At 72.2% G+C, this 21089-nt stretch carries 22 protein-coding genes and 2 pseudogenes; 14 read left to right on the plus strand and 10 right to left on the minus strand.

What is annotated here, in order from left to right; genetic code table 11:
* Positions 1-313: 313 nt before the first annotated feature.
* Both OIE75_RS20735 and OIE75_RS41460 read right to left on the minus strand, forming a co-directional pair.
* The gene (locus tag OIE75_RS20735) at positions 314-2005 is read right to left on the minus strand and encodes a bifunctional 3'-5' exonuclease/DNA polymerase (RefSeq protein WP_329471764.1); all 1692 of its coding nucleotides are present in this window, start codon (positions 2003-2005) and stop codon (positions 314-316) included.
* Positions 2006-2226: 221 nt separating this feature from the next.
* Positions 2227-2364: pseudogene (locus tag OIE75_RS41460) on the minus strand (LysE family translocator); the annotation flags it as partial.
* 124 nt (positions 2365-2488) lie between these two features.
* Here OIE75_RS41460 and OIE75_RS20745 point away from each other — a divergent pair.
* Entirely contained in the window at positions 2489-3628 is a 1140-nt protein-coding gene (locus OIE75_RS20745) for a DUF2786 domain-containing protein (protein WP_329471766.1), read from the plus strand.
* Positions 3629-3652: 24 nt separating this feature from the next.
* Here the strand turns inward: OIE75_RS20745 and OIE75_RS20750 are convergent, their stop codons facing one another.
* The 3 genes from OIE75_RS20750 to rpmB all read right to left on the minus strand — a co-directional run bounded on the left by OIE75_RS20750 (position 3653) and on the right by rpmB (position 4881).
* Positions 3653-4258 (minus strand): hypothetical protein, encoded by a 606-nt coding sequence (locus tag OIE75_RS20750; RefSeq protein ID WP_329471767.1) that lies wholly within the window; start codon positions 4256-4258, stop codon positions 3653-3655.
* Positions 4259-4339: 81 nt separating this feature from the next.
* Positions 4340-4645 carry a 30S ribosomal protein S14 gene (gene rpsN, locus OIE75_RS20755; protein ID WP_307014116.1) on the minus strand — a complete coding sequence of 102 codons (306 nt, stop codon included), beginning with the start codon at positions 4643-4645 and terminating at the stop codon, positions 4340-4342.
* Entirely contained in the window at positions 4645-4881 is a 237-nt protein-coding gene (gene rpmB, locus OIE75_RS20760; protein ID WP_307014117.1) for a 50S ribosomal protein L28, read from the minus strand. The genes rpsN and rpmB overlap by 1 nt, the downstream gene beginning before the upstream one ends.
* Positions 4882-4953: 72 nt before the next feature.
* Here rpmB and rpmG point away from each other — a divergent pair, with 72 nt between their 5' ends.
* The 5 genes from rpmG (at position 4954) to OIE75_RS20785 (ending at position 7467) form a co-directional block, all read left to right on the plus strand.
* Positions 4954-5118, plus strand: a complete 165-nt coding sequence (gene rpmG / locus OIE75_RS20765) for a 50S ribosomal protein L33 (protein ID WP_122616828.1) — start codon at positions 4954-4956, stop codon at positions 5116-5118.
* A 6-nt stretch (positions 5119-5124) separates the two neighbouring features.
* Positions 5125-5376, plus strand: coding sequence for a type B 50S ribosomal protein L31 (locus OIE75_RS20770; protein WP_329471768.1), 252 nt, complete (start codon positions 5125-5127; stop codon positions 5374-5376).
* Positions 5373-6644: a GTP-binding protein gene (locus OIE75_RS20775; protein ID WP_329471769.1), complete on the plus strand. Its 1272-nt coding sequence runs from the start codon at positions 5373-5375 to the stop codon at positions 6642-6644. Before OIE75_RS20770 ends, OIE75_RS20775 begins: the two co-directional genes overlap by 4 nt.
* A gap of 3 nt (positions 6645-6647) precedes the next feature.
* A complete protein-coding gene (rpsR, locus tag OIE75_RS20780) occupies positions 6648-6890 on the plus strand; it encodes a 30S ribosomal protein S18 (RefSeq protein ID WP_329471770.1) in 243 nt (80 codons plus the stop codon).
* A 307-nt stretch (positions 6891-7197) separates the two neighbouring features.
* Positions 7198-7467 (plus strand): DUF397 domain-containing protein, encoded by a 270-nt coding sequence (locus OIE75_RS20785; RefSeq protein WP_122616831.1) that lies wholly within the window; start codon positions 7198-7200, stop codon positions 7465-7467.
* Positions 7468-7541: 74 nt separating this feature from the next.
* Here the strand turns inward: OIE75_RS20785 and OIE75_RS20790 are convergent, their stop codons facing one another.
* On the minus strand, positions 7542-8042 hold the full coding sequence (locus OIE75_RS20790; protein WP_307014120.1) for an ATP-binding protein: 501 nt from the start codon (positions 8040-8042) through the stop codon (positions 7542-7544).
* A gap of 377 nt (positions 8043-8419) precedes the next feature.
* On the opposite strand from OIE75_RS20790, the gene OIE75_RS20795 reads away from it, so the two are divergent.
* The 5 genes from OIE75_RS20795 (at position 8420) to OIE75_RS20815 (ending at position 13263) form a co-directional block, all read left to right on the plus strand.
* Positions 8420-9244, plus strand: coding sequence for a helix-turn-helix domain-containing protein (locus tag OIE75_RS20795; RefSeq protein WP_122616934.1), 825 nt, complete (start codon positions 8420-8422; stop codon positions 9242-9244).
* A gap of 71 nt (positions 9245-9315) precedes the next feature.
* Positions 9316-10776: an aldehyde dehydrogenase family protein gene (locus OIE75_RS20800; protein WP_307014121.1), complete on the plus strand. Its 1461-nt coding sequence runs from the start codon at positions 9316-9318 to the stop codon at positions 10774-10776.
* Positions 10777-10809: 33 nt separating this feature from the next.
* Positions 10810-11460 carry a PadR family transcriptional regulator gene (locus tag OIE75_RS20805; RefSeq protein ID WP_329471771.1) on the plus strand — a complete coding sequence of 217 codons (651 nt, stop codon included), beginning with the start codon at positions 10810-10812 and terminating at the stop codon, positions 11458-11460.
* A gap of 73 nt (positions 11461-11533) precedes the next feature.
* Entirely contained in the window at positions 11534-12475 is a 942-nt protein-coding gene (locus OIE75_RS20810) for an ATP-binding cassette domain-containing protein (RefSeq protein ID WP_329471772.1), read from the plus strand.
* Positions 12476-12504: 29 nt separating this feature from the next.
* Positions 12505-13263 (plus strand): ABC transporter permease, encoded by a 759-nt coding sequence (locus tag OIE75_RS20815; RefSeq protein ID WP_307018048.1) that lies wholly within the window; start codon positions 12505-12507, stop codon positions 13261-13263.
* A gap of 8 nt (positions 13264-13271) precedes the next feature.
* On the opposite strand, the gene OIE75_RS20820 is transcribed toward OIE75_RS20815, so the two are convergent.
* A complete protein-coding gene (locus OIE75_RS20820) occupies positions 13272-14693 on the minus strand; it encodes a glutamate decarboxylase (RefSeq protein ID WP_329471773.1) in 1422 nt (473 codons plus the stop codon).
* 99 nt (positions 14694-14792) lie between these two features.
* Here OIE75_RS20820 and OIE75_RS20825 point away from each other — a divergent pair, with 99 nt between their 5' ends.
* Positions 14793-15554 carry a MerR family transcriptional regulator gene (locus tag OIE75_RS20825; protein ID WP_307014125.1) on the plus strand — a complete coding sequence of 254 codons (762 nt, stop codon included), beginning with the start codon at positions 14793-14795 and terminating at the stop codon, positions 15552-15554.
* 21 nt (positions 15555-15575) lie between these two features.
* Here the strand turns inward: OIE75_RS20825 and OIE75_RS20830 are convergent.
* Positions 15576-15940: pseudogene (locus OIE75_RS20830) on the minus strand (YbjQ family protein).
* Positions 15941-16072: 132 nt separating this feature from the next.
* On the opposite strand from OIE75_RS20830, the gene OIE75_RS20835 reads away from it, so the two are divergent.
* The gene (locus tag OIE75_RS20835) at positions 16073-16879 is read left to right on the plus strand and encodes a DedA family protein (RefSeq protein ID WP_329471774.1); all 807 of its coding nucleotides are present in this window, start codon (positions 16073-16075) and stop codon (positions 16877-16879) included.
* Positions 16880-16997: 118 nt separating this feature from the next.
* Here the strand turns inward: OIE75_RS20835 and OIE75_RS20840 are convergent, their stop codons facing one another.
* Together OIE75_RS20840 and OIE75_RS20845 are read right to left on the minus strand one after the other, a co-directional pair.
* On the minus strand, positions 16998-18704 hold the full coding sequence (locus OIE75_RS20840) for a threonine/serine ThrE exporter family protein (protein ID WP_329471775.1): 1707 nt from the start codon (positions 18702-18704) through the stop codon (positions 16998-17000).
* Positions 18705-18817: 113 nt separating this feature from the next.
* Positions 18818-19309: an inorganic diphosphatase gene (locus tag OIE75_RS20845; protein ID WP_064731883.1), complete on the minus strand. Its 492-nt coding sequence runs from the start codon at positions 19307-19309 to the stop codon at positions 18818-18820.
* An 82-nt stretch (positions 19310-19391) separates the two neighbouring features.
* Here OIE75_RS20845 and dacB point away from each other — a divergent pair, with 82 nt between their 5' ends.
* Complete coding sequence (dacB, locus tag OIE75_RS20850; protein ID WP_329471776.1) at positions 19392-20990, plus strand: D-alanyl-D-alanine carboxypeptidase/D-alanyl-D-alanine endopeptidase; 1599 nt, start codon at positions 19392-19394, stop codon at positions 20988-20990.
* Positions 20991-21089 lie beyond the last annotated feature (99 nt).

The following is a 21089-nucleotide window of genomic DNA, read 5'->3' on the forward strand; positions in this document are numbered from 1 at the left end:
TACGGAGGCGCCGGGTGGCCGCGCGTTGTAGGAAAGGGTCTCGTAACGCGTAGGTCTCGGATTCGAATCCCGAAGGCGGCTCCAGTCGAAGCTCGCCCAGACAGTGTCTGAGCTGGGCTTTTTCGTGGTGTGTGGCCGCTGCTGCGCAGCCTGGCGTCGTCCGGGACGGGTGCCGCCCCCTTGCGAAGGGATGAGGCTCCGGGGAGGAGTGGGGAACGGAGGCCGGCGAGGGGGAGGTTGATGACGCCCGGCGTGGGCTGCCGGGCTCGACGCCTGGACGCCGGTGCCTCGACGGCGTCCGAGGGGCAGGCGCTCACTTCGCGTCCCCGTAGCACTCCACCACCGCCGTGGTGAACGGGAACCGCACCGGCGTGGCCCCGAACGTCAGCCGTCCCGCCAGCTCCGCCGACTCCCGGATCGCCGCCACGACCGCGTCGGCCTCCTCCTCGGGGCAGTGCACGATCACCTCGTCGTGCTGGAAGAAGACCAGTTCGGCCGCCATGTCCGCGCAGTGCTGCCGCAACGCGGCGAGCAGCAGCAGCGCCCAGTCGGCGGCGCTGCCCTGCACGACGAAGTTGCGGGCGAAGCGGCCCCGTGCGCGGGCGTCGGTGGAGGCGTAGCCCGGCACCCACTCGTGCGGACGGTCGGGGGAGCCGGTGGGGTCGTCCTGCGGCAGGCCCGCCTCCTCGGCGCCGTCGGCCGCGCCGGCCGCCGGCGGGCAGGTGCGGCCGAGCCAGGTCCGCACGAGCCGCCCCTCCTCGCCCGCGCGGGCCGCGTCGTCCACGTATGCCACCGCCCTCGGGAAGCGGCGTCGGAGCGCGGCGAGGTTCTTCAGGCCGTCGCCGGAGGTCTGCCCGTACACCGCGCCGAGCACGGCGAGTTTGGCCTGCTCGCGGTCTCCGGAGAAGGCGCGGTCGGAGACCGACTGGTAGAGGTCGCTCTCCCGGCCGGCCACCTCCATCAGCCCGGGGTCGCGGGAGATCGCCGCCAGTACCCTCGGCTCCATCTGGTCGGCGTCCGCGACGACCAGCCGCCAGCCGGGGTCGGCGACGACGGCCCGCCGGATCACCTTGGGGATCTGCAGCCCGCCCCCGCCGTTGGTCACCCAGCGTCCGGTGACGGTGCCGCCGGCCAGGAACTCGGGGCGGAACCGTCCCTCGCGCACCCAGTCCTGGAGCCAGGACCAGCCGTGCGCGACCCAGATCCGGTACAGCCTCTTGTACTCGATCAAGGGCTTCACGGCGGGGTGGTCGAGCGATTCCAGCTCCCAGCGGCGGGTGGAGCCGACCTTGACGCCCGCCTGCCCGAACGCCTTGACCACGTCCGCGGGCAGGTCGGGCCGCACCCGGCGGCCGAACGCCGCCGACACCTCCTCCGCCAGCTCGGCCAGGCGGCGCGGCTCGCCCCCGCCCGCGTACCGCTCGCCGAGCAGGTCGTGGAGGATCTCGCGGTGCACGTCCGCCCGCCAGGGGAGCCCCGCGTGGTTCATCTCGGCCGCCACCAGCATGCCCGCCGACTCGGCCGCGGTCAGCAGCCGCATCCGGTCGGGGTGGGCGGTCCGCTCGTGCCGGCGCTGCTGCTCGGCGTAGACGGCGAGCAGGTCGTCCAGGGGCAGGTGGACCCCCTGCGGTTCGAACAGCGGGGACTGCGCGCCCGGTTCGGCGGAGCGCTGCGGCGGATCGGTCGGTACGGGGCCGCCGCGCAGCCGGGCCAGGGCCGCCGCGGCCGAGCGCGGCTCCCCGTACCGCCCCTCGTGGCCGAGGAGCAGGGTCTCGGCCACCTCCATGTCGTAGCACCGCTCGACTCGCACCCCCGTGGCGAGCAGGCGCGGAGCGACCTCGGCGGTGGACCGCCACACCCAGCGCGCGACCTCCGGCCTGCCCCGTACCGCCTCGGCGGGGCCGGCCTCGCGCCGCACCGGTCCGGCGGGCAGCCCGTCGGGGCCGAGGGGGGCGACGTCCACGCCACCGTCCTCGGCCACGGCGAGTGCCCACCGGTCGGCCATGTCGCGAGTGTCGCAGCAGGGTCTGACAACGCCCCCGCGGCGATCGCGGCGGCGTCACCCCCTTCGGCTGCGACCGCGGGCGTCAGCCCTTTCCCTCCCCGCCGTCGTCTTCCGTCTTCATGAGCGCCAGTACCTTGACGTACCGCTCACCGCACAGGGCGTGGCCCTCGGCGATCCGCGAGGCGGCGACGGCGAAGCTGCCGCGCGCCGCCGACGAGGCCCCCGAACGCGGCCATCACACCCGCCGTGGGGCCGCCCCTCCCGCCCATCGCCACGATGAACATCATGTCGGGACCCGGAGTGACACAGAGCGCGAGGGCGGCGACGAGGAACGCCGCGTAGAGAGTCATGCCCGCCATGCTCGGCCCGCCGGGTCCTGCACCGGTCGAATTCCGAGGAGTGAGACCGCATCGCGGCGAGCCGGGCCGCCCGTCCCCACCACCACCCCCAAACCCGCCCCCTCCGGCATGGCACGATCGCCGGGTGAGTACGTCCCGCACCGTCGACCGCGCCTTCGAGGCCGCCCTGTACGACACCGCCGAGCACGCCCTCGACACCGCCGCCTCGCTGCTCGCGGCCGACCCGGCGGCGGACGCGGAGCTGGCGCGGCGCGGCGAGGAGTTCGTGGCCACGGCCTGGCGGCGCGGCTGGCAGCCCGCCGACCTCGTGCGCATCGTCCGCCGCGAACTGGACGACGTACACGTACGGCTGGTCGCGGCGCTGATCCGCGCGCAGGCGCCGCACGACCGTCCGCGCGGCCCCCGCTGGGCGGCGCAGCTCGATGCCGTACCGGACGGGACCGCCCCGCCCCGCACCGACCGCTTCTCGCACGCCACCGCCGTACTGGAGCTGTACCGCCTGCTGCTGCGGCTGCCCACGCTGGAGCCCCTCGACGCGGGGGAGACCGGGCGGCCCCGGCAGGAGAGCCGCCCCGAGTCCCGCGCCCTCGCCCGCATCCGCGCGCTGCTCGCCAAGGCGGAGGCGACCGGGTATCCGGAGGAGGCGGAGGCGCTGAGCGCCAAGGCGCAGGAGCTGATGGCCCGGCACAGCGTCGACGAGGCGCTGCTGTCGGCACACGCGCCGTCGCCGGACGCCCCCGGCGCCTGCCGGATCGGCGTCGAGGCGCCGTACGAGCAGGCCAAGGCGGTGCTGCTGGACGCGGTGGCCGACGCCAACCACTGCCGGGCGGTGTGGAACGAGTCCCTCGGCTTCTCCACCGTCGTCGGTTTCGAGGCCGACCTGGAGGCCGTCGAACTCCTCCACACCTCACTGCTGGTGCAGGCCGAGGCCGCGATGACCAGGGCGGAGGCGGCCCAGCGGGCGGGCGGACGCAAGCGCACCAAGACCTTCCGCCAGTCGTTCCTCGCCGCCTACGCCCACCGCGCGGGCACCCGTTTGCGGGCCGCCGCCGAGGCCGTCGCCGCCGAGGCCGGCAGGGCCGGGGACGTGGACCTGCTGCCGGTGCTCGCCTCCCGGGACGTCGCGGTCACCGACCGGCTGGGGCGCATGTTCCCCGAGACGACCACGACCCGGCTGCGCGGCGCCGGTGACGCGGCCGGCTGGACGGAGGGCACCCGCGCGGCCGACCACGCCGAGGTCGGCCGCCGACGGCCACTGCGGTAGGCGGCCACCGGAGTAGGCGCGGGTTCAGGAGCCGAGGCCCTCCGTCGGCAGGCCCGGCGGCAGCGACCCGCCCTCCGACTTGGTGTACGTCTCCTCGCCGAGACCGCCCTCCCAGATCATCTTGAGGGACTTGCCGTCCACCGACCCGACCGTGCCGGTCGACCGGTCGTCGCTGCCGTCGGTGCACTTGAGGCGGACGATCCGGGTGCCGGCGTCCTCACCGGCGGTGCCGCTGCACACCGTCCCGCCGGTGGCGAAGAGGGCGGCCTTGCCGCCGGTCACCATCAGCGCGACGGCCTGGCCGTCGGTGGTGGCCAGCCAGCTCCCCTCCAACTCCCCGGCGTCGGACGGCGACCCGCCGCTGCCGCCACTCGGGTCCGTGCTCGCGGACGCCTCGGGCGCCGCCGAGGACTCGCCGCCCCCGCCCGGACCTCCGTCGTCGGAGCCGCCGTCGGTGCACGCGGTCAGCGCCAGCGTGCCCACCAGTCCGAGGATCACGGCCGCGGCCCGCACGGACCGTCGCGCCGGCCCGTGCGAGCGCCGCCCGTGCGGGTGCCGCGCGCGGGGCAGCGGCAGAAGGTCATCCGTACGCGTCGTGCTCGCCGTACTCTCCGCAGTCACCAACGTCACGGGAAGCTCCAAGCTGTAGCCGGACGGCCGGGCCGGCCCCAGGGCATCGCAACCCCGGGACGACCTGAGGACAGCCGCAAGTTACCAGGACGACTTGCGGACCCCCGGCAGATGTCCGGCGTGCGCCTGCTCACGCAGGTTCACCCGGGACAGCCCGAACATGCGGAGGTAACCACGCGGGCGTCCGTCGACCTGGTCGCGGTTGCGCACCCGCGTGGGGCTCGCGTCGCGCGGCTGCCTGCGCAGTTCCCGCTGGGCCGCGAGCCGTTCGGCCTCGGTCGAGGACGGGCGCCGGACGACCTCCTTCAGTTCGGCCCGGCGCGCCGCGTGGCGCGCGACGGTCACCCGCCGCTGCTCGTTCTTCGCGATCTTGCTCTTCTTCGCCATCAGACCTTCACTCCCCGGGCGCGGATGCGGGCCACGGCGGCCTCCACGCCGATCGCGTCGACCGTCCTGATCCCCTTCGTGCTCAGCCGCAGCCGTACGTGCCTGCGCTCGCTCGGCAGCCAGTACCGCTTGCTCTGGATGTTGGGGTCGAAGCGGCGCGAGGTGCGCCGGTGGGAGTGGGAGACGCGGTTGCCGAAGCCGGGTTCGGCGCCGGTCAGCATGCAGTGGGCGGACACGGGTGACGTACCTCTCCTTCAGAGGGGGCGGATGTAACTGTTAATGGAATTCATTTTCAGTAAGGTACCAGCATGGCACGCAACGAACTCCGTCCGGTCGTCAAGCTCCGGTCCACCGCCGGCACCGGCTTCACCTATGTCACCCGCAAGAACCGCCGCAACGACCCGGACCGGCTGACCCTGCGCAAGTACGACCCGGTGGCCGGCCGGCACGTCGACTTCCGAGAGGAGCGCTGACCCGTCATGCGCGAGGGAATCCACCCCGAGTACCGCCCGGTCGTCTTCCGCGACCGCGCGGCGAACCACGCCTTCCTCACCCGCTCGACGATGACCAGCGAGCGCACCGTCGAGTGGGAGGACGGCCGGACCTACCCGGTCGTCGACGTCGAGACCTCGAACGTCAGCCACCCCTTCTACACGGGCACCGCCCGCGTCCTGGACACCGCCGGACGCGTGGAGCGCTTCGCGCGCCGGTACGGGAAGGGCGAGGCATGAGCGGCCCGGACCGCCCGGCGCTGCCGGTGGTGATCGTCGGCGGGCTGCACGCCGAGGCCCGCCGGGCGACCGTGGCGCGGCTGCTGGCCGACGTACCCGGCAGCGTCGTCCTCCACCACGACCTGGCGACGGCCGCCGCGGGCACGGTCGTACGGACCGTGCGGGACGCCACCGGCGTCCTCTCCGCCGGCGAGGCGCCCCTCGTCAACGACTGTGCCTGCTGCGCCCTGCGCGAGGACCTCGTCCCCGAGCTGGTCCGGCTGGCGGACGCCGGGGGCACCCCGCTGGCGGTGGTCGAGCTGTGGGACTCCGTGGAGCCCAAGGCCATGGCGGAGGTGGTGACGGCCGGCGGCTTCACCGTCACCGGCGTGATCACCGCCGTGGACCCGGCGCTGGTGCTGCCGTACCTGGGCAACGGCGACGACCTCGCCGAGGGCGGCCTCGCCGCCGCGGCCACCGACCAGCGCACCGTCGCCGACACCTTCGCGCGTCAGCTGGAGTACGCGCCGGTCCTCGCCCTGGCCGACTCGCTCCCCGGCTCGCCGGAGGCCGACGACGAGGACCGCGAGCTGCTGGCCCAGCTTCATCCGACGGCCCGCCGGGTGTCGGTCGGGCCCGGTGGCGGCCGGGGCGGTGGTCATGGAGGCGGTCACGGCGGCGTCCCCGGTAACGCCCCCGCCGCCCCCGGAAGCGCCCCCGCCGCCCCCGGAAGCGCTTCCGCCGCCCCGTCCTCCGAGCTGGCCCGCGCCGCCCTCGCCGGGTTCGACGTGGAGTCCGCGGCGGCCGCCCAGCACCCGGCCTGCGCCCTGCTGCCCGCCGAGGCCGACGCGCACGGCGTCACCACGCTGGTCTGGCACCGCCGCCGCCCCTTCCACCCGGGCCGGCTGTACGCGGCGCTGGAGGACCTGACCTGTGCCGCCGCCCGCAGCCGGGGCCGGTTCTGGCTGGCCGACAAGGCGGACACGCTGCTGCACTGGGACGCCGCGGGCGGGGCGCTGTGCGTGGAGGGGGCGGGGCCGTGGCTCGCCTCGCTGCCCGACGCCGCCTGGGACCTGGTCCCGCCGGTGCGCCGTGCCGCCGCCGCGCTGGACTGGCACCCCGAGCACGGCGACCGCTGCCAGCACCTGGTCTTCACCTCTCCCGGCCTCGACCGCGACGGCCTGGACCGGCTCCTGGAGTCCTGCCTGCTGACCGACGCCGAGTACGCCGCCGGGCGGGCCGCATGGGAGCGGCTGCCGTCCGGCTTCGACACCCTCCTGGAGGTCTGACCCATGTCCCGGATCCCGCGCAAGAGTGACCGCAAGCCCGCCGGGAAGCGGCCCAACCCGCTGGACGAGGCCGGAGTGACGTACATCGACTACAAGGACACCGACCTGCTGCGGAGGTTCGTCTCCGACCGCGGCAAGATCCGCAGCCGCCGCGTCACCCGCGTGACGTCCCAGCAGCAGCGGCGGCTGGCCAGGGCCATCAGGAACGCGCGCGAGATGGCCCTGCTGCCGTACGCACCGCGCTGACCTGCGCCGTACCCCTCACGTCCGGCGTCGCGCCGGGGGTCCGCCCAGCCGGGCGGGTTCCCGGCGCTGTTGCATGTAGTTGCGTGTTCTAGGAATTCGGGGGCAAACGGGGAACGTCTTCTCCGCAGCGGGCGTCCATCAGAGCAAGGGCTTTCGGGTAAAGCGGCCGTCAAGGCTGTAACCGCGGGAACACCGCGCGTGCACGTGCATTTGCTCACGCATCAGCACGTGAACGGGGTTATGATCCGGATCAGTTGACCACTGCATCAATGGCCACATCAGCCAGTGCACCACCGGGGAGCGACCTGTGGACCACGACGTGTACGACGTTGACCGCGTGTCCGGCGTGTACAACGGCATGGCCGCCACGCAGCTGCACGACGCAGCCTGGCAGAAGAGCCGGCACAGCAACTCGCAGGGGTCGTGCGTGGAGTTCGCGCGGCTGCCCGACGGCGCCGTCGCGGTGCGCAACTCCCGCTTTCCCGACGGGCCCGCGCTCGTCTACACGCGGGCCGAGATCGAGGCCATGCTGCTCGGCGTCAAGGACGGCGAGTTCGACCACCTGGTCACGAGCTGACCCGAGGTGGCGCGTGGCACCTCGGGGGGTGACACGCGTAGACCCGCGACGCGTCGACGCGTCGCGGCACATCGTCATCCGTAGGTCGGGTCCGTCCCCTCGCAGGGCCGGGGGAGCCGGAACAGCGCCCAGACGACCTTGCCGTTGAGCGTCCCGGCGAGCGGGTGCCAGCCCCAGCTGTCGCTGAAGGAGTCCACGAGGAAGAGGCCGCGGCCCGACTCGGCCGAGAAGTCGTCGGTCTCGCGGGCCACCGGACTGTCGTGACTGGGGTCGCGCACCGCGCACACCAGCCGCTCGGTCCAGCGCATCAGGTGCAGCCGGACGGGGCCGTTGTGCTCTGCGTGCCGGGGGGTGTCCGCCGGCAGCGCGTGGCGCAGGGCGTTGGTGACGAGTTCGGAGACCACCAGGCAGATGTCGTCGAAGCGCTCGCCGGCGTCCCAGCCGTCCAGTGTTCTGCGGGTGAATCTCCGGGCCTCGCGCACCGCTTCGAAGCGCGGCGGGAGGGCGCAGGAGGCGGCGTTGGACACGGCCGCGGGGTCGAGTGGCGGAAGGCCCTGCCGTAACGGCTCGAGCATGGTCGATCCATTCGTCCCCATGCGAGGCACTCCCGAGAATTCGCGGTCGTAGCGAGGCGGCGCGGTGGTGCGGGACCATGGTTTCGGATGAGTACCGCAGATGCAAGGGCAGATGCACGTGCACGTGACCGAAATGGACCTGCCCGTACCGCTTGTTGGGCAATTTTTCCGTCATTTTCGCCTCCCCTTCATCTCTGGCGACGACCGGTTTCGGATCACCGCTTGCATGATCCTGTGCGTTTCCTTTGGCTCGATTCCGTTTCCGTAACCGGACGAGTACTGCTCGGAGTGTTTTAGTGGCAGACTTCGGCCCCTGAAGACGGTTGGGGAGGCTGGCGAACGTGAGCGCGGGAGAGCCCGGATCGGTGGTGCGGCGCATGCTGCTCGGATCACAACTCAGGCGGCTGCGTGAGACGCGGGGGATCACGCGGGAGGCGGCGGGCTACTCGATCCGCGCCTCCGAATCGAAGATCAGCCGGATGGAACTGGGCCGGGTGAGCTTCAAGACGAGGGACGTCGAGGACCTGCTGACGCTGTACGGCATCACGGACGAGCAGGAGCGCAACTCCCTGCTCTCGCTGGCCAAGGAGGCCAATGTCGCGGGCTGGTGGCACAGCTACTCCGACGTGCTGCCCAGCTGGTTCCCCACCTACGTGGGCCTGGAGGGCGCCGCCTCGCTGATCCGGGTGTACGAGGTGCAGTTCGTGCACGGCCTGCTGCAGACCGAGGAATACGCCCGCGCGGTGGTCCGGCGCGGCATGAAGGGCGCCGGCGCGGCGGACGTCGAACGGCGGGTCGCGCTGCGCCTGGAGCGGCAGAAGTACCTCGTCGCGGAGAACGCGCCCGAATTCCACATCGTCCTGGACGAGGCCGCCCTGCGCCGTCCCTACGGTGACCGCGAGGTGATGCGCGGACAGCTCCAGCACCTGATCGAGATGTCCGAACGCCCCAATGTGCGGCTCCAGATCATGCCGTTCGGCTTCGGCGGGCACTCCGGCGAGAGTGGCGCGTTCACGCTCCTCAGCTTCCCCGAGTCCGACCTCTCGGACGTCGTCTACCTGGAGCAGCTCACCAGCGCGCTCTACCTCGACAAGCACGAGGACGTCACGCAGTACGAGACGGCGCTGAAGGAACTCCAGCAGGACAGTCCGGGTCCGGACGAGAGCCGGGACCTTCTCCGGGGGCTCCTCCAACTCTCCTGAAACATAAGTACGATGACGCCCATTCAGGCGGCCCGCTCCGGCTGCGGCAGCTCAGGGGATTGAGGGATCACATGTCGTCGTACTTCACCGACCTCGCCCAGCAGTACATCGACGGCGAGTGGCGCCCGGGCACCGGATCCTGGGACATCATCGACTTCAACCCGTACGACAACGAGAAGCTGGCCTCGGTCACCATAGCCACGGCCGACGAGGTCGACGCCGCCTACCGGGCCGCCGAGCGCGCCCAGAAGCAGTGGGCCGCGACGAACCCGTACGCGCGCCGCGGGGTGTTCGAGAAGGCGCTGCGCCTGGTGGAGGAGCGCGAGGAGGAGATCAGCGAGGCGATCGTCGCCGAGCTGGGCGGCACCCGTCTGAAGGCCGCCTTCGAACTGCACCTCGCCAAGGAGTTCCTGCGCGAGGCGGTCCACCTGGCGCTGCGTCCCGAGGGCCGGATCATCCCGTCCCCGGTCGACGGCAAGGAGAACCGCGTCTACCGGGTGCCGGTCGGTGTCGTGGGCGTCATCAGCCCCTTCAACTTCCCCTTCCTGCTCTCGCTGAAGTCGGTCGCCCCGGCCCTCGCCCTGGGCAACGGCGTCGTCCTCAAGCCGCACCAGAACACGCCGATCGTCGGCGGCACCCTGGTCGCGAAGCTCTTCGAGGACGCGGGACTCCCCGGCGGCCTGCTCAACGTCGTCGTCACCGACATAGCGGAGATCGGGGACGCCTTCATCGAGCACCCGGTCCCCAAGGTCATCTCCTTCACCGGCTCGGACAAGGTCGGCCGCCACGTGGCCACGGTCTGCGCCGCGCACTTCAAGCGCTCGGTCCTCGAACTCGGCGGCAACAGCGCCCTGGTGGTCCTCGACGACGCGGACGTCGACTACGCGGTCGACGCCGCCGTCTTCAGCCGGTACGTGCACCAGGGCCAGGTCTGCATGGCGGCCAACCGCGTGCTGGTCGACCGCGCGGTGGCCGACGAGTTCACCGAGAAGTTCGTCGCCAAGGTGCGCACGCTCAAGACCGGCGACCCGCGCGATCCGTCGACCGTCATCGGCCCGGTGATCAACTCCTCCCAGGCGGACGCGGTCTCCGGCGTGGTCGAGCAGGCGCTCGCCGAGGGGGCCACCGCCCTGGTGCACGGCACGGTCACGGACAACCTGGTCGAGCCGTCGGTCCTGACCGGCCTGCCCGCCGACTCCGCGCTGCTGCGGCAGGAGGTCTTCGGCCCGGTCGCCTTCCTCGTCCCCTTCGACGGCGAGGAGGAGGCCGTACGCCTGGTCAACGACACCCCGTACGGGCTGAGCGGCGCCGTGCACACGGCGGACGTCGAGCGGGGCGTGAACTTCGCCAAGCGGATCGACACCGGCATGTTCCACGTGAACGACGGCACCGTGCACGACGAGCCGATCGTGCCCTTCGGCGGCGAGAAGCACTCGGGCGTCGGCCGCCTCAACGGCGACACGATGCTGGACGCCTTCACCACCCAGAAGTGGATCTCGGTGCAGCACGGCCGCAGCGGGTTCCCGTTCTGACGTCCCCGGTGGCCGGGCCCTAATCTGGACCCCATGTCAGCGATCCGTCTCCTCGTGCTCGGCGCCGTGCGTCAGCACGGGCGGGCCCACGGCTACCAAGTGCGCAACGACCTGGAGTACTGGGGCGCGCACGAGTGGTCCAACGCCAAGCCCGGCTCGATCTATCACGCGTTGAAGCAGATGGCGAAGCAGGGGCTGCTGCTCGCGCACGAGATCGCGCCGTCCACGGCGGGCGGGCCGCCGCGCGTGGAGTACGAGGTGACCGAGCAGGGCACCGAGGAGTACCTCACCCTGCTGCGGGCGTACCTCACCGCCTACGACCAGCGGCCGGACGTGCTCACCGCGGCGCTCGGCTTCATGGTCGACCTCCCGCGCGAGGAGGCCCTCGCGCTGTTGGAGGAACGGGTGCGGAAGATCGAGGAATGGCGGGGCGCCGTCACCGAGTACTACACGCCGGAGGAGGGCCCGGGGCAGCTCGGGCACATCGGCGAGATCATGAACTTCTGGGTCCACTCGGCCGACACCGGCGCCGAGTGGACCCGAGGGCTCATCGAACGCGTCCGGGGTGGCGCGTACACCTTCGCCGGCGAGGGCGAACCGTTCGTCGGGGTGCTGGCGGAGGGCGAGGAGAACCCGTTCGCGGCGGGTCGGCCGCACCACGGAGACGGCGGGGACGCCCGCTAATCAAGTTTGACCAACCTCGCGCGGCGCGTTACCTTGGCGGAGTAGTCAAATTTGGCTAGCGAGGGGAGTGGCAGTGGCCGACGCGGCGATCACCGTCGAAGGGGCACGCAAGAAGTACGGCAGGAAGGACGCGCTGGACGGACTCGACCTCACCGTCGCGCGCGGCACGGTGCACGGCGTGCTGGGCCCGAACGGCGCGGGCAAGACGACGCTGGTCCGCATCCTGTCCACCCTGCTCCGGCCCGACGCGGGCCGGATCGAGGTGGCGGGGCACGACGTCGCCACCCAGGCGTACGCCGTACGGCTGCGCATCGGCCTGCTCGGCCAGCACGCGGCCCTCGACGAGGAGCTGGGCGGCCGGCAGAACCTGGAGATGTTCGGCCGCCTCCACCACCTGGGCGCCCGGCGGGCACGCGCGCGTGCCGACGAACTGCTCGCGCGCTTCGAACTGACCGACACCGGACGCAAGCCCGTCAGCGCCTACAGCGGTGGCATGCGGCGGCGCCTGGACCTGGCCGCGTCCCTGATCACCGAGCCGGAGGTGCTCTTCCTGGACGAGCCGACCACCGGCCTCGACCCACGCGGCCGGGCCGAGGTCTGGGACTCGGTCCGCTCGCTGGTCGGCGGCGGTACGACGGTCCTGCTCACCACCCAGTACCTGGAGGAGGCCGACCAGCTCGCCGACCGCATCTCCGTCGTCGACGCCGGCCGGGTCGTCGCCGACGGCACGGCCGACGAGCTGAAGGCCGCCATCGGCGGCGACCGCGTCGACGTCGTCCTGCGCGACGCCGGCCAACTGGGCGCCGCCGTCGCCCTGCTGCCCCTCACCGGCGTCCGCGTCGACCCCGACCGCCGCCTGCTCAGCGCCCCGGTCACCGACCGCATGACGGCCCTCTCCGGTGTCGTACGGGCGTTGGCGGAGGCCGGTCTGGAGGCCGAGGACGTGGCGCTGCGCCGCCCCACCCTGGACGAGGTGTTCCTGCACCTGACCGACCGCACCAAGGAGGCCGTGTGAGCACGAGCACCGTCCCGCACCCCCACCCCATGACCTACGCCCTGACCGACTCCTGGACCATGACCCGCCGGGAGCTGGCCCGCTGGGCGCGGCAGCCGGTGACCATGGTCGTCAACCTGGTCTTCCCGGTCATGCTCCTGCTGATGTTCGGCTACCTGGTCGGCGGCGGCCGGGGCGTGAGCGGCGAGTACGTCGACTACCTGGTCCCCGGGATGCTGGCGCTCACCATGGCGTTCGGCCTGGAGGGCACCATGATCGCCGTCACCCAGGACCTCAACAAGGGTGTCGTCGACCGCTTCCGCTCCCTGCCGATGACCAACGGCGCGGTCCTGGTGGGCCGTTCCGCCGCCGACATGCTCCAGTCGGCCCTCGGACTCACGGTCCTGATCGTGGTCGGCCACGCGCTCGGCTGGCGGACCCACGGCGGCCCCGGCGCCTTCCTGGGCGCCGTCGGCCTGCTCCTGCTCTTCCGCTTCGCCATGCTGTGGATCGGCATCTTCCTGGCCCTGGTGGCCGGCAAGCCGGAGCTGGTGCAGGCGGTGCAGATCCTGGTCTGGCCGGTCGGCTTCCTGTCCAACGCCTTCGCCACGCCCGACTCCATGCCCGGCTGGCTGGGCACGGTCGTCCAGTGGAACCCGATGTCCCAGACCGCCACCGCCGTACGCGACCTGTTCGGCGGCCCCGGCGGCGAGTCCGGCCACGTGTGGGCGGCGATCGCCTGGCCCCTGGCCCTGCTCGTGGTGTTCTTCCCGCTGGCGGTGCGGAGGTTCGCGCGGCTCAGCCGGTGACGACACCCCTAGTGGTGGAAGCCGGTGGCCGCGCCCTTGTCCCGGTTCAGGGGATGCGGCTGCCGGCGCAGTTCCGGCAGGAGTCGCTCCAGGTCGGCGAGGAGCAGGTCCGCCATGTCGGTGGAGAAGCCGTTGCGGCACACCACCCGCAGTACGGACAGGTCCTCGCGGTGCGGCGGGAAGGTGTACGCCGGCACCAGCCAGCCGCTCTCCCGCAGCCGGCGCGACACGTCGAAGACGTCGTACGCCGTCACGTCGTCGGCGGTAGTGAAGGCGAACACGGGCAACTGGTCGCCGCGTGTCAGCAGCCGGAAGTCGCCGAGCGCCTCGATCCGTTCGGCGAGTCCGCGGGCGGTGTCCCGCGCGGTCTGCTGCACCGCCTGGTAACCCTCCCGGCCCAGCCGCAGGAAGGTGTAGTACTGCGCCACCACCTGCGCGCCGGGCCGGGAGAAGTTCAGCGCGAAGGTCGGCATGTCGCCGCCCAGGTAGTTCACGCGGAACACCAGCTCCTCGGGCAGCGCGGCCGAGTCCCGCCACAGCGCCCAGCCGACGCCCGGGTACACCAGCCCGTACTTGTGCCCCGAGGTGTTGATCGAGGCGACCCTCGGCAGCCGGAAGTCCCATACCAGGTCCTCGTCGAGGAACGGCGCGACCATGGCGCCCGACGCCCCGTCGACGTGCACCGGCACATCGAGGCCGGTGCGCTCCTGGAGGGCGTCCAGGGCGGCGCACAGGTCGGCGATCGGCTCGTAGGAACCGTCGAAGGTGGAGCCCAGGACGCCGACGACACCGATCGTGTTCTCGTCGCACAACTCGGCGGCGGCCCGCGGATCGAGGTGGAAGCGGTCGCCCTCCATGGGCACCTGCCGGGCCTCCACCTCCCAGAAGTTGCAGAACTTGTCCCAGCAGACCTGGACGTTCACGCCCATCACCAGATTGGGCCGCGCCGCCGGATACCGGTCGGCGTTGCGCAGCGCCCAGCGCCGCTTCAGCGCCATCCCGGCGAGCATGCACGCCTCGCTCGACCCGGTCGTCGAGCAGCCCACGGTCGTCGACGGGTCGGGTGCGTGCCACAGGTCGGCGAGCATCGCCACGCAGCGCCGCTCCAGCTCGGCGGTGCGCGGGTACTCGTCCTTGTCGATCATGTTCTTGTCCCGGCACTCGCTCATCAGCACCCCGGCCTGCGGCTCCATCCAGGTGGTGACGAAGGTGGCCAGGTTCAGCCGCGCGTTGCCGTCCAGCATCAGCTCGTCGTGGACCAGCCGGTACGCGCTCTCCGGCGGCAGCGGGGCGGCGGGGAGGCGGTGCGTGGGCGGTGCCTCGGTCATACCTCCGGTCGGGTTCGCCTGACCGTGGAAGGGGTTCACGGCGAGCCGGCGCCGGGCGCGGTCGTCGTCCTGCGGCGGGTGGGGCCCGTGATGCAGTGGCATGCAACCGACGGTAGATCCGGCCCGGGGACCCCGCACCCGGACTTGCACCTCACGTCACGTGAGGCGGCAGCGTGGACGGCGTCAGAGAAGGGAGCGGAAGTGAGCTACTCCGTGGGACAGGTCGCGGGCTTCGCCGCGGTGACGGTGCGCACCCTGCACCACTACGACGACATCGGTCTGCTCGTACCCGGCGAGCGCAGCCACGCGGGCCACCGGCGCTACAACGACGCCGACCTCGACCGGCTGCAGCAGATCCTGTTCTACCGAGAGCTCGGCTTCCCGCTCGACGAGGTCGCCGCCCTGCTCGACGACCCGGCCGCGGACCCGCGCGCGCACCTGCGCCGCCAGCACGAGCTGCTGACCGCCCGGATCGAGAGGCTGGAGAAGATGGCGGCGGCCGTGGAGCAGGCCATGGAGGCACGCAGCATGGGAATCAACCTCACGCCGGAGGAGAAGTTCGAGGTCTTCGGCGACTTCGACCCCGACCAGTACGAGGAGGAGGTCAAGGAACGCTGGGGCCACACCGACGCCTACCGCCAGTCGAAGGAGAAGACCGCCTCGTACACCAAGGAGGACTGGCAGCGCCTCCAGGACGAGGCCGACGACCTCACCCGGCGCTTCGTCGCCCTGATGGACGCCGGTGAGCCCGCCGACTCCGAGGCGGCCATGGACGTGGCCGAGGACCACCGGCAGGGGATCGCCCGCAACCACTACGACTGCGGGTACGAGATGCACACCTGCCTGGGCGAGATGTACGTCTCGGACGAACGGTTCACGCGGAACATCGACACCGCCAGGCCGGGCCTCGCCGCCTACATGCGCGACGCGATCCTCGCGAACGCCGTCCGCCACACCCCCTGAGCGGTGGTCGTGGCCCGGGTCTCACTCCCGGGCCACGACCACCGCCGTCCCGTACGCGCACACCTCGGTGCCCACGTCAGCGGCCGTGGTCACGTCGAAGCGGAAGGCCAGTACCGCGTTGGCCCCCCGCGTGCGTGCCTGCTCGACCAGCCGCTCATCGCCTCGTTGCGGGTCTCGACCAGCGTCTTGGTGAGTCCGCGCAGCTCACCGCCGACCATCGACTTCAGCCCGGCCCCGATCTGGCTCCCCAGGTGCCGGGAGCGCACGGTCAGCCCGAAGACCTCGCCCAGCACCTCCTGGACCCGGTGGCCCGGCAGGTCGTTCGTGGTCACGACGAGCACATCGGACTGGGGACTCTGTCCGCCGCCGTATTCTTCAATACCCATGGTTCCCCGGCTTCCCCCGGAAGGCCGAAGTGCACCCCGAGAACCCGGTGGAACCTGGGACACCGCGGCTGCGTTATACGTTTGGGCAGCCAGGTCCAGCCCGCCTCCCCCCAGCAGCAGGAGCCACATCCCGTGACCACCCTTGCGCTCGGCCCCGAGTGGCTCAGCCCGGACTACCTGATCGAGACGTTCGCTCTGCCGGGCATCCTGCTCATCGTCTTCGCCGAGTCCGGACTCTTCGCGTTCCTGCCCGGCGACTCGCTGCTGTTCACCGCGGGCCTCTTCGTCGCCCAGGGCGAGTACATCAGCCAGCCGCTGTGGCTGGTGTGCGCCCTGATCGTGCTGGCCGCCGTCATCGGCGACCAGGTGGGCTACATGATCGGCAAGTTCCTCGGCCCCAAGCTCTTCAACCGCCCCAACTCCAAGCTCTTCAAGAAGGAGAACCTGGAGAAGGCGCACGAGTTCATGGAGAAGTACGGCCCCAAGGCGATCGTCCTGGCCCGCTTCGTGCCGATCGTGCGCACCTTCGCGCCCATCGTGGCGGGCGCCGGCCGCATGAAGTACCGCACGTTCCTCACGTACAACGTCATCGGCGGCGTGGCCTGGGGCACCGGCGTCACCCTCGCGGGCTACTGGCTCGGCCAGATCGAGTTCATCCGCACCAACGTCGAGCCGATCCTCGTCCTGATCGTCGTCGTCTCGGTCGTCCCGATCGCCGTCGAGTACCTGCGCGAGCGCAGGAAGAAGAAGCAGGCCGCGGCGACCGCCCCCACGCCGCCCCAGCAGCACCAGCAGCCCCAGTACCCGGTCATGGACGACGCCACGACCCAGCTCCGCCGCGTCGACCCGTACGAGCAGCCCCAGCAGTACCAGCAGCCGTACGCCCAGCAGTACCCGCAGAACTACAACGACCAGTACCCGTACAACCAGGGCCGCTGAACCCACCCAAGGGGCGCGGGGCCGTATCGATGTGCGGCTCCGCCGCGTGGGCGCGACAAGCCACCACGCACCCGCGCCCGCCAGGGAACAGCACCATCCGCCCCGTAGGCGCCCCGCGTCAGAACCCGCGCGTCCGCTTGGCCGCCCGGCGTCCCGCGGCACTCGCCGCGCCCGGCACCTTCAGGAACAGCCGCGAGATCTCCCCACCGAGGTTCACCCCGATCGCGATCGCCATCGCCAGCGCCACCGCCTTGGACAGCGACAGCAGCCCGTTGTCGACCTCGCTCTGGGCGATCGCCAGCAGCCCGAAGTACGTCGCGGAACCGGGCAGCAGCGGCCCGATCGCCGCGGTCGTGTACGGCAGCGCCGACGCGAACCGGTACCGGGACATCAGCTGCCCGAAGAGACCCACCAGCCCCGCCGCGGCGGCCGTGGAGGCCACCGGCGAGATGTCCCCGGCGTAGTGCATGGCGCCGTACACGCACCAGGCGACGCCGCCGTTCAGGGTCACCGCGAGCACGGTGGATCGTTCCTGCTGGAGCAGGATCGCGAAGGCCAGCGACAGCAGCATCGAGGCGAAGATCTGCACGAACGGGTCGTCGCCGGTGCCCAGCTCGGCGTCCGGGTTGAGGTTGGCCCCCAGCTGGACGCCGAAGTACAGCACCACCAGCACCCCGGCGACGATGCTGACGAAGAAGTACATGACCTCCAGCAGGCGCGCCGCGGCGGTGATGTAGAAACCGGTCAGACCGTCCTGCACACCCGCGACCAGCGCCCGCCCCGGCAGCAGCGCGAACAGCCCACCGGTGATCACCGCGGACGCCTTCACGTCGACGTGGGTCAGCGTCAGCGCGATGCCGATCGCGGCCGGCGGCATCGCGGCCACCGCGAACTGGTAGAACTCCGGCAGCCCGCGCCCGGCGCACAGCCAGGCCAGCCGGTCTCCGAGAATCGCGCCGATCATCGCCGCGAAGAACACGATCGCGTCACCGCCGACGAGCAGTGAGGCCCCGCCCGCGAGCAGACCGCTCGCCGTGCTCAATACCCAGGTCGGGTACGGGTGCCGGTTGCGCCTGATCTCCGCGAGGCGCCGGTAGGCCTCCTCCAGGGAGATGCTGGTCTCCGGGTCCGAGAGGTCGTCCACCAGCTGGAACACGGCGGCGAGCCGGGTGTAGTCGGTGCCGCGGCGGCGTACCGTCCGCGACGCCGTCACCGGGTCCTCGACCAGGGACGGCTGGTGGGAGATCGACAGCAGGGTGAAGGTGACGTTCGGCTCGCAGCGGTCCAGGCCGTAGGACCGGCAGACGGCGAACATCGCCGCCTCCACGTCCTCGGCGCCCTCACCGCCCGCCAGCAGCAGCTCCCCGATACGCAGCGTCAGGTCGAGCACGCGCGGCACGGCGGGGCCGGTCTCGTCGTCGTGCTTCTGCGAGGGCTCGGGCGCGGGCCGCTCGGCCACCGGCATGCGCAGCATGGCCCGCATCCGGTCCTGCCAGGGCACGTCCGCCAGGTTCACCGCCGGGAATCCGCTCGCCGGTGTGAACGCGGTCGGCGCGGTCCACGCGTGGTAGGTGCTCGGCGTCGTGAACGCCGACCCCTCGGCGTCCGCGGGCGTGGCCGTGGGCGCCTCCAGGCCGTCCGGCAGCGAGAACTCCGAGGTCGTCTCGGACTCCGTGCCGGTGTGCCGCGGGACGGCCAGTCCCTGCGGGATCTCGAACTCGGACGTCGTCGACGACTCGTCGTCGATCGACGCAGCGATCCCGCCCGGCTGCCGGAAGGCGCTGTGGGCCTCGTCCGACTGCGGCTTGCGGTCCTCCTCGGTCACCTGCGCAACGCTCCCTGGTACGTACTCACCCTCCTGTTGATCTCAGTATGCGCACTCGCACGCGAACGGGCCGCACGCGGGTGGCGTGCGGCCCGTTACGGGAGGGAAGCCGCTCAGTGGCCGCCCTGCTCCTTGAAGCGCTTGTAGGACCGCTCGATCTCGATCTCGGCGTCGGTCCGGCCCACCCAGTTGGCGCCCTCGACGGACTTGCCGGGCTCCAGGTCCTTGTAGACCTCGAAGAAGTGCTGGATCTCCAGGCGGTCGAACTCCGACACGTGGTGGATGTCCCGCAGGTGCTCCACGCGCGGGTCGGTCGACGGCACGCACAGCAGCTTGTCGTCGCCGCCGGCCTCGTCCGTCATCCGGAACATGCCGATCGCGCGGCAGCGGATGAGGCAGCCCGGGAAGGTCGGCTCGTCCAGGATGACCAGCGCGTCCAGCGGGTCGCCGTCCTCGCCGAGGGTGTTCTCCACGAAGCCGTAGTCGGTCGGGTAGGCGGTCGAGGTGAAGAGGCGGCGGTCCAGGCGGATACGACCGGTCTCGTGGTCCACCTCGTACTTGTTCCGCGAACCCTTCGGGATCTCGATCGTGACGTCGAACTCCACCGGACGCTCCTCCATGATCAGTACATAGTTCTGGTGGTTAAGTGTCCCTCACGCCGGTGTGTGATCGCGAAAGGGGCTGGTGATGGTGCCAGAGCTGAGGCCTTGGCGGTCCGCGAGGCCGCACCTGGTGCGGGCCGCGGGCGCCGTACGACCCCGTCTGGCGCGCCTCGGCCGGGCCGCCGGACCGCGGATCGCGCGGTTCACGCGGGCCACGGGACCGCGGCTCGCCCGGATCACGAGGCCGAAGACCTGGCAGTACACCGCCGGTGCCGCCACCGCCGGGCTGGCTCTCGCCGCCGGTGTGGTGACCGCCGCCGGCCCCTGGGACTCCACGGGTCAGCGTACGGCCGAGCGGGACCGGGCCGTCGCACTGGAGCACACGGGTGGCGCAGATCACGATCGCGGGTCCGGCGGCTCCGGCACCGCGGCCGGGACGCCCCGTCCCGCGCCCAGCGCCGGAGCCGTGCTGGCCGGCCTCGGCGGCGCCACCACCCCGGGCGGCGTCAAGGCGGCCCCGGGCGGCGAGGCCCTCGCGGACCTCCTCAAGCCGCTCCTGGACGACCCGGCGCTCGGCACCGACCGCGCCGCGTCGGTCGTCGACCTCACCACCGGCAAGCGCCTGTACGGCCTCGGCGGCGACGTGCCCCTCACGCCCGCCTCCACCACCAAGATCGCCACCGCGGTCGCCGCGCTCACCGCCCTCGGCCCCGACCACCGCCTCACCACCCGCACCGCCCTGGAGGCCGACACCGGCGAAGTCGTCCTGGTCGGCGGCGGCGACCCGACGCTCACCGCGCGTGCGGACGCCAAGGGCCTCGCCAGCCTGCGCGCCCTGGCCGAGAAGACCGCAGCCGCCCTGAAGAAGCGGGACCTGCGCAAGGTGACGCTGTCGTACGACACGACGCTCTACGCCGGTGACGAAATGCACCCGATCGGGGTCAACGAGAACCTCGCCCGCGTCACCGCCCTGATGGCCGACGAGGCCCGGACGGACGACTCCACCAGCGGACCCGCCGAGCGCGAGGCCGACCCGGCCGCCCACGCGGCCCGCGCCTTCGCCGGGTTCCTGAAGCAGCACGGCATCACCGCCTCGGCCCCCGGCCCCTCCAAGGCCACCGACCGCGCCGACACCCTCGCCACGGTGTCCTCGCCGCCGCTGTCCGTCCTGGTCGAGCGGATGCTGACGAACAGCGACAACGACCTCGCCGAGGCCCTGGCCCGCCACACCGCCGTGGCCGGCGGCAGGCCCGCCGACTTCGACGGGGCGTCCGCCGCCATGAAGGACCGGCTGAAGCGGCTCGGCCTGCCGGTGGACGGCGCCGCGCTCCGCGACGGCAGCGGCCTGGACCGCACCGACCTGGTCAGCGCCGACCTGCTCACCGCCCTGCTCGCCGAGGCGGCCGACCCGGCCCGCCCCCAGCTCCGCCCGGTCCTCACCGGCCTCCCCGTGGCCGGCTTCACCGGCACCCTGGCCAGTCGTTACTCGGACGGCGCAGCGGGCGTCGTCCGCGCCAAGACCGGCACGCTGACGGGCGTGAACACCCTCGCCGGCACCGTCGTCACCGCCGACGGCCGCCTGCTGGGCTTCGCCTTCATGGCGCACGGGACGTCCGACCCCCAGGCGGCCCAGTCGACCCTGGACCGGGCGGCGACGGGCCTGGCGTCCTGCGGCTGCGGGTGACCGGGGTTCGCCGGGATCCTGCGCCGGCCCACGCGCACGGCCCCCACCCCTGCGCCCCGCACAGCCTGCCCCCAACGGCGGCGCTCCCGTACCGTTGAC

Source organism: Streptomyces sp. NBC_01723 (assembly GCF_036246005.1).
Taxonomy (GTDB): Bacteria; Actinomycetota; Actinomycetes; order Streptomycetales; family Streptomycetaceae; genus Streptomyces.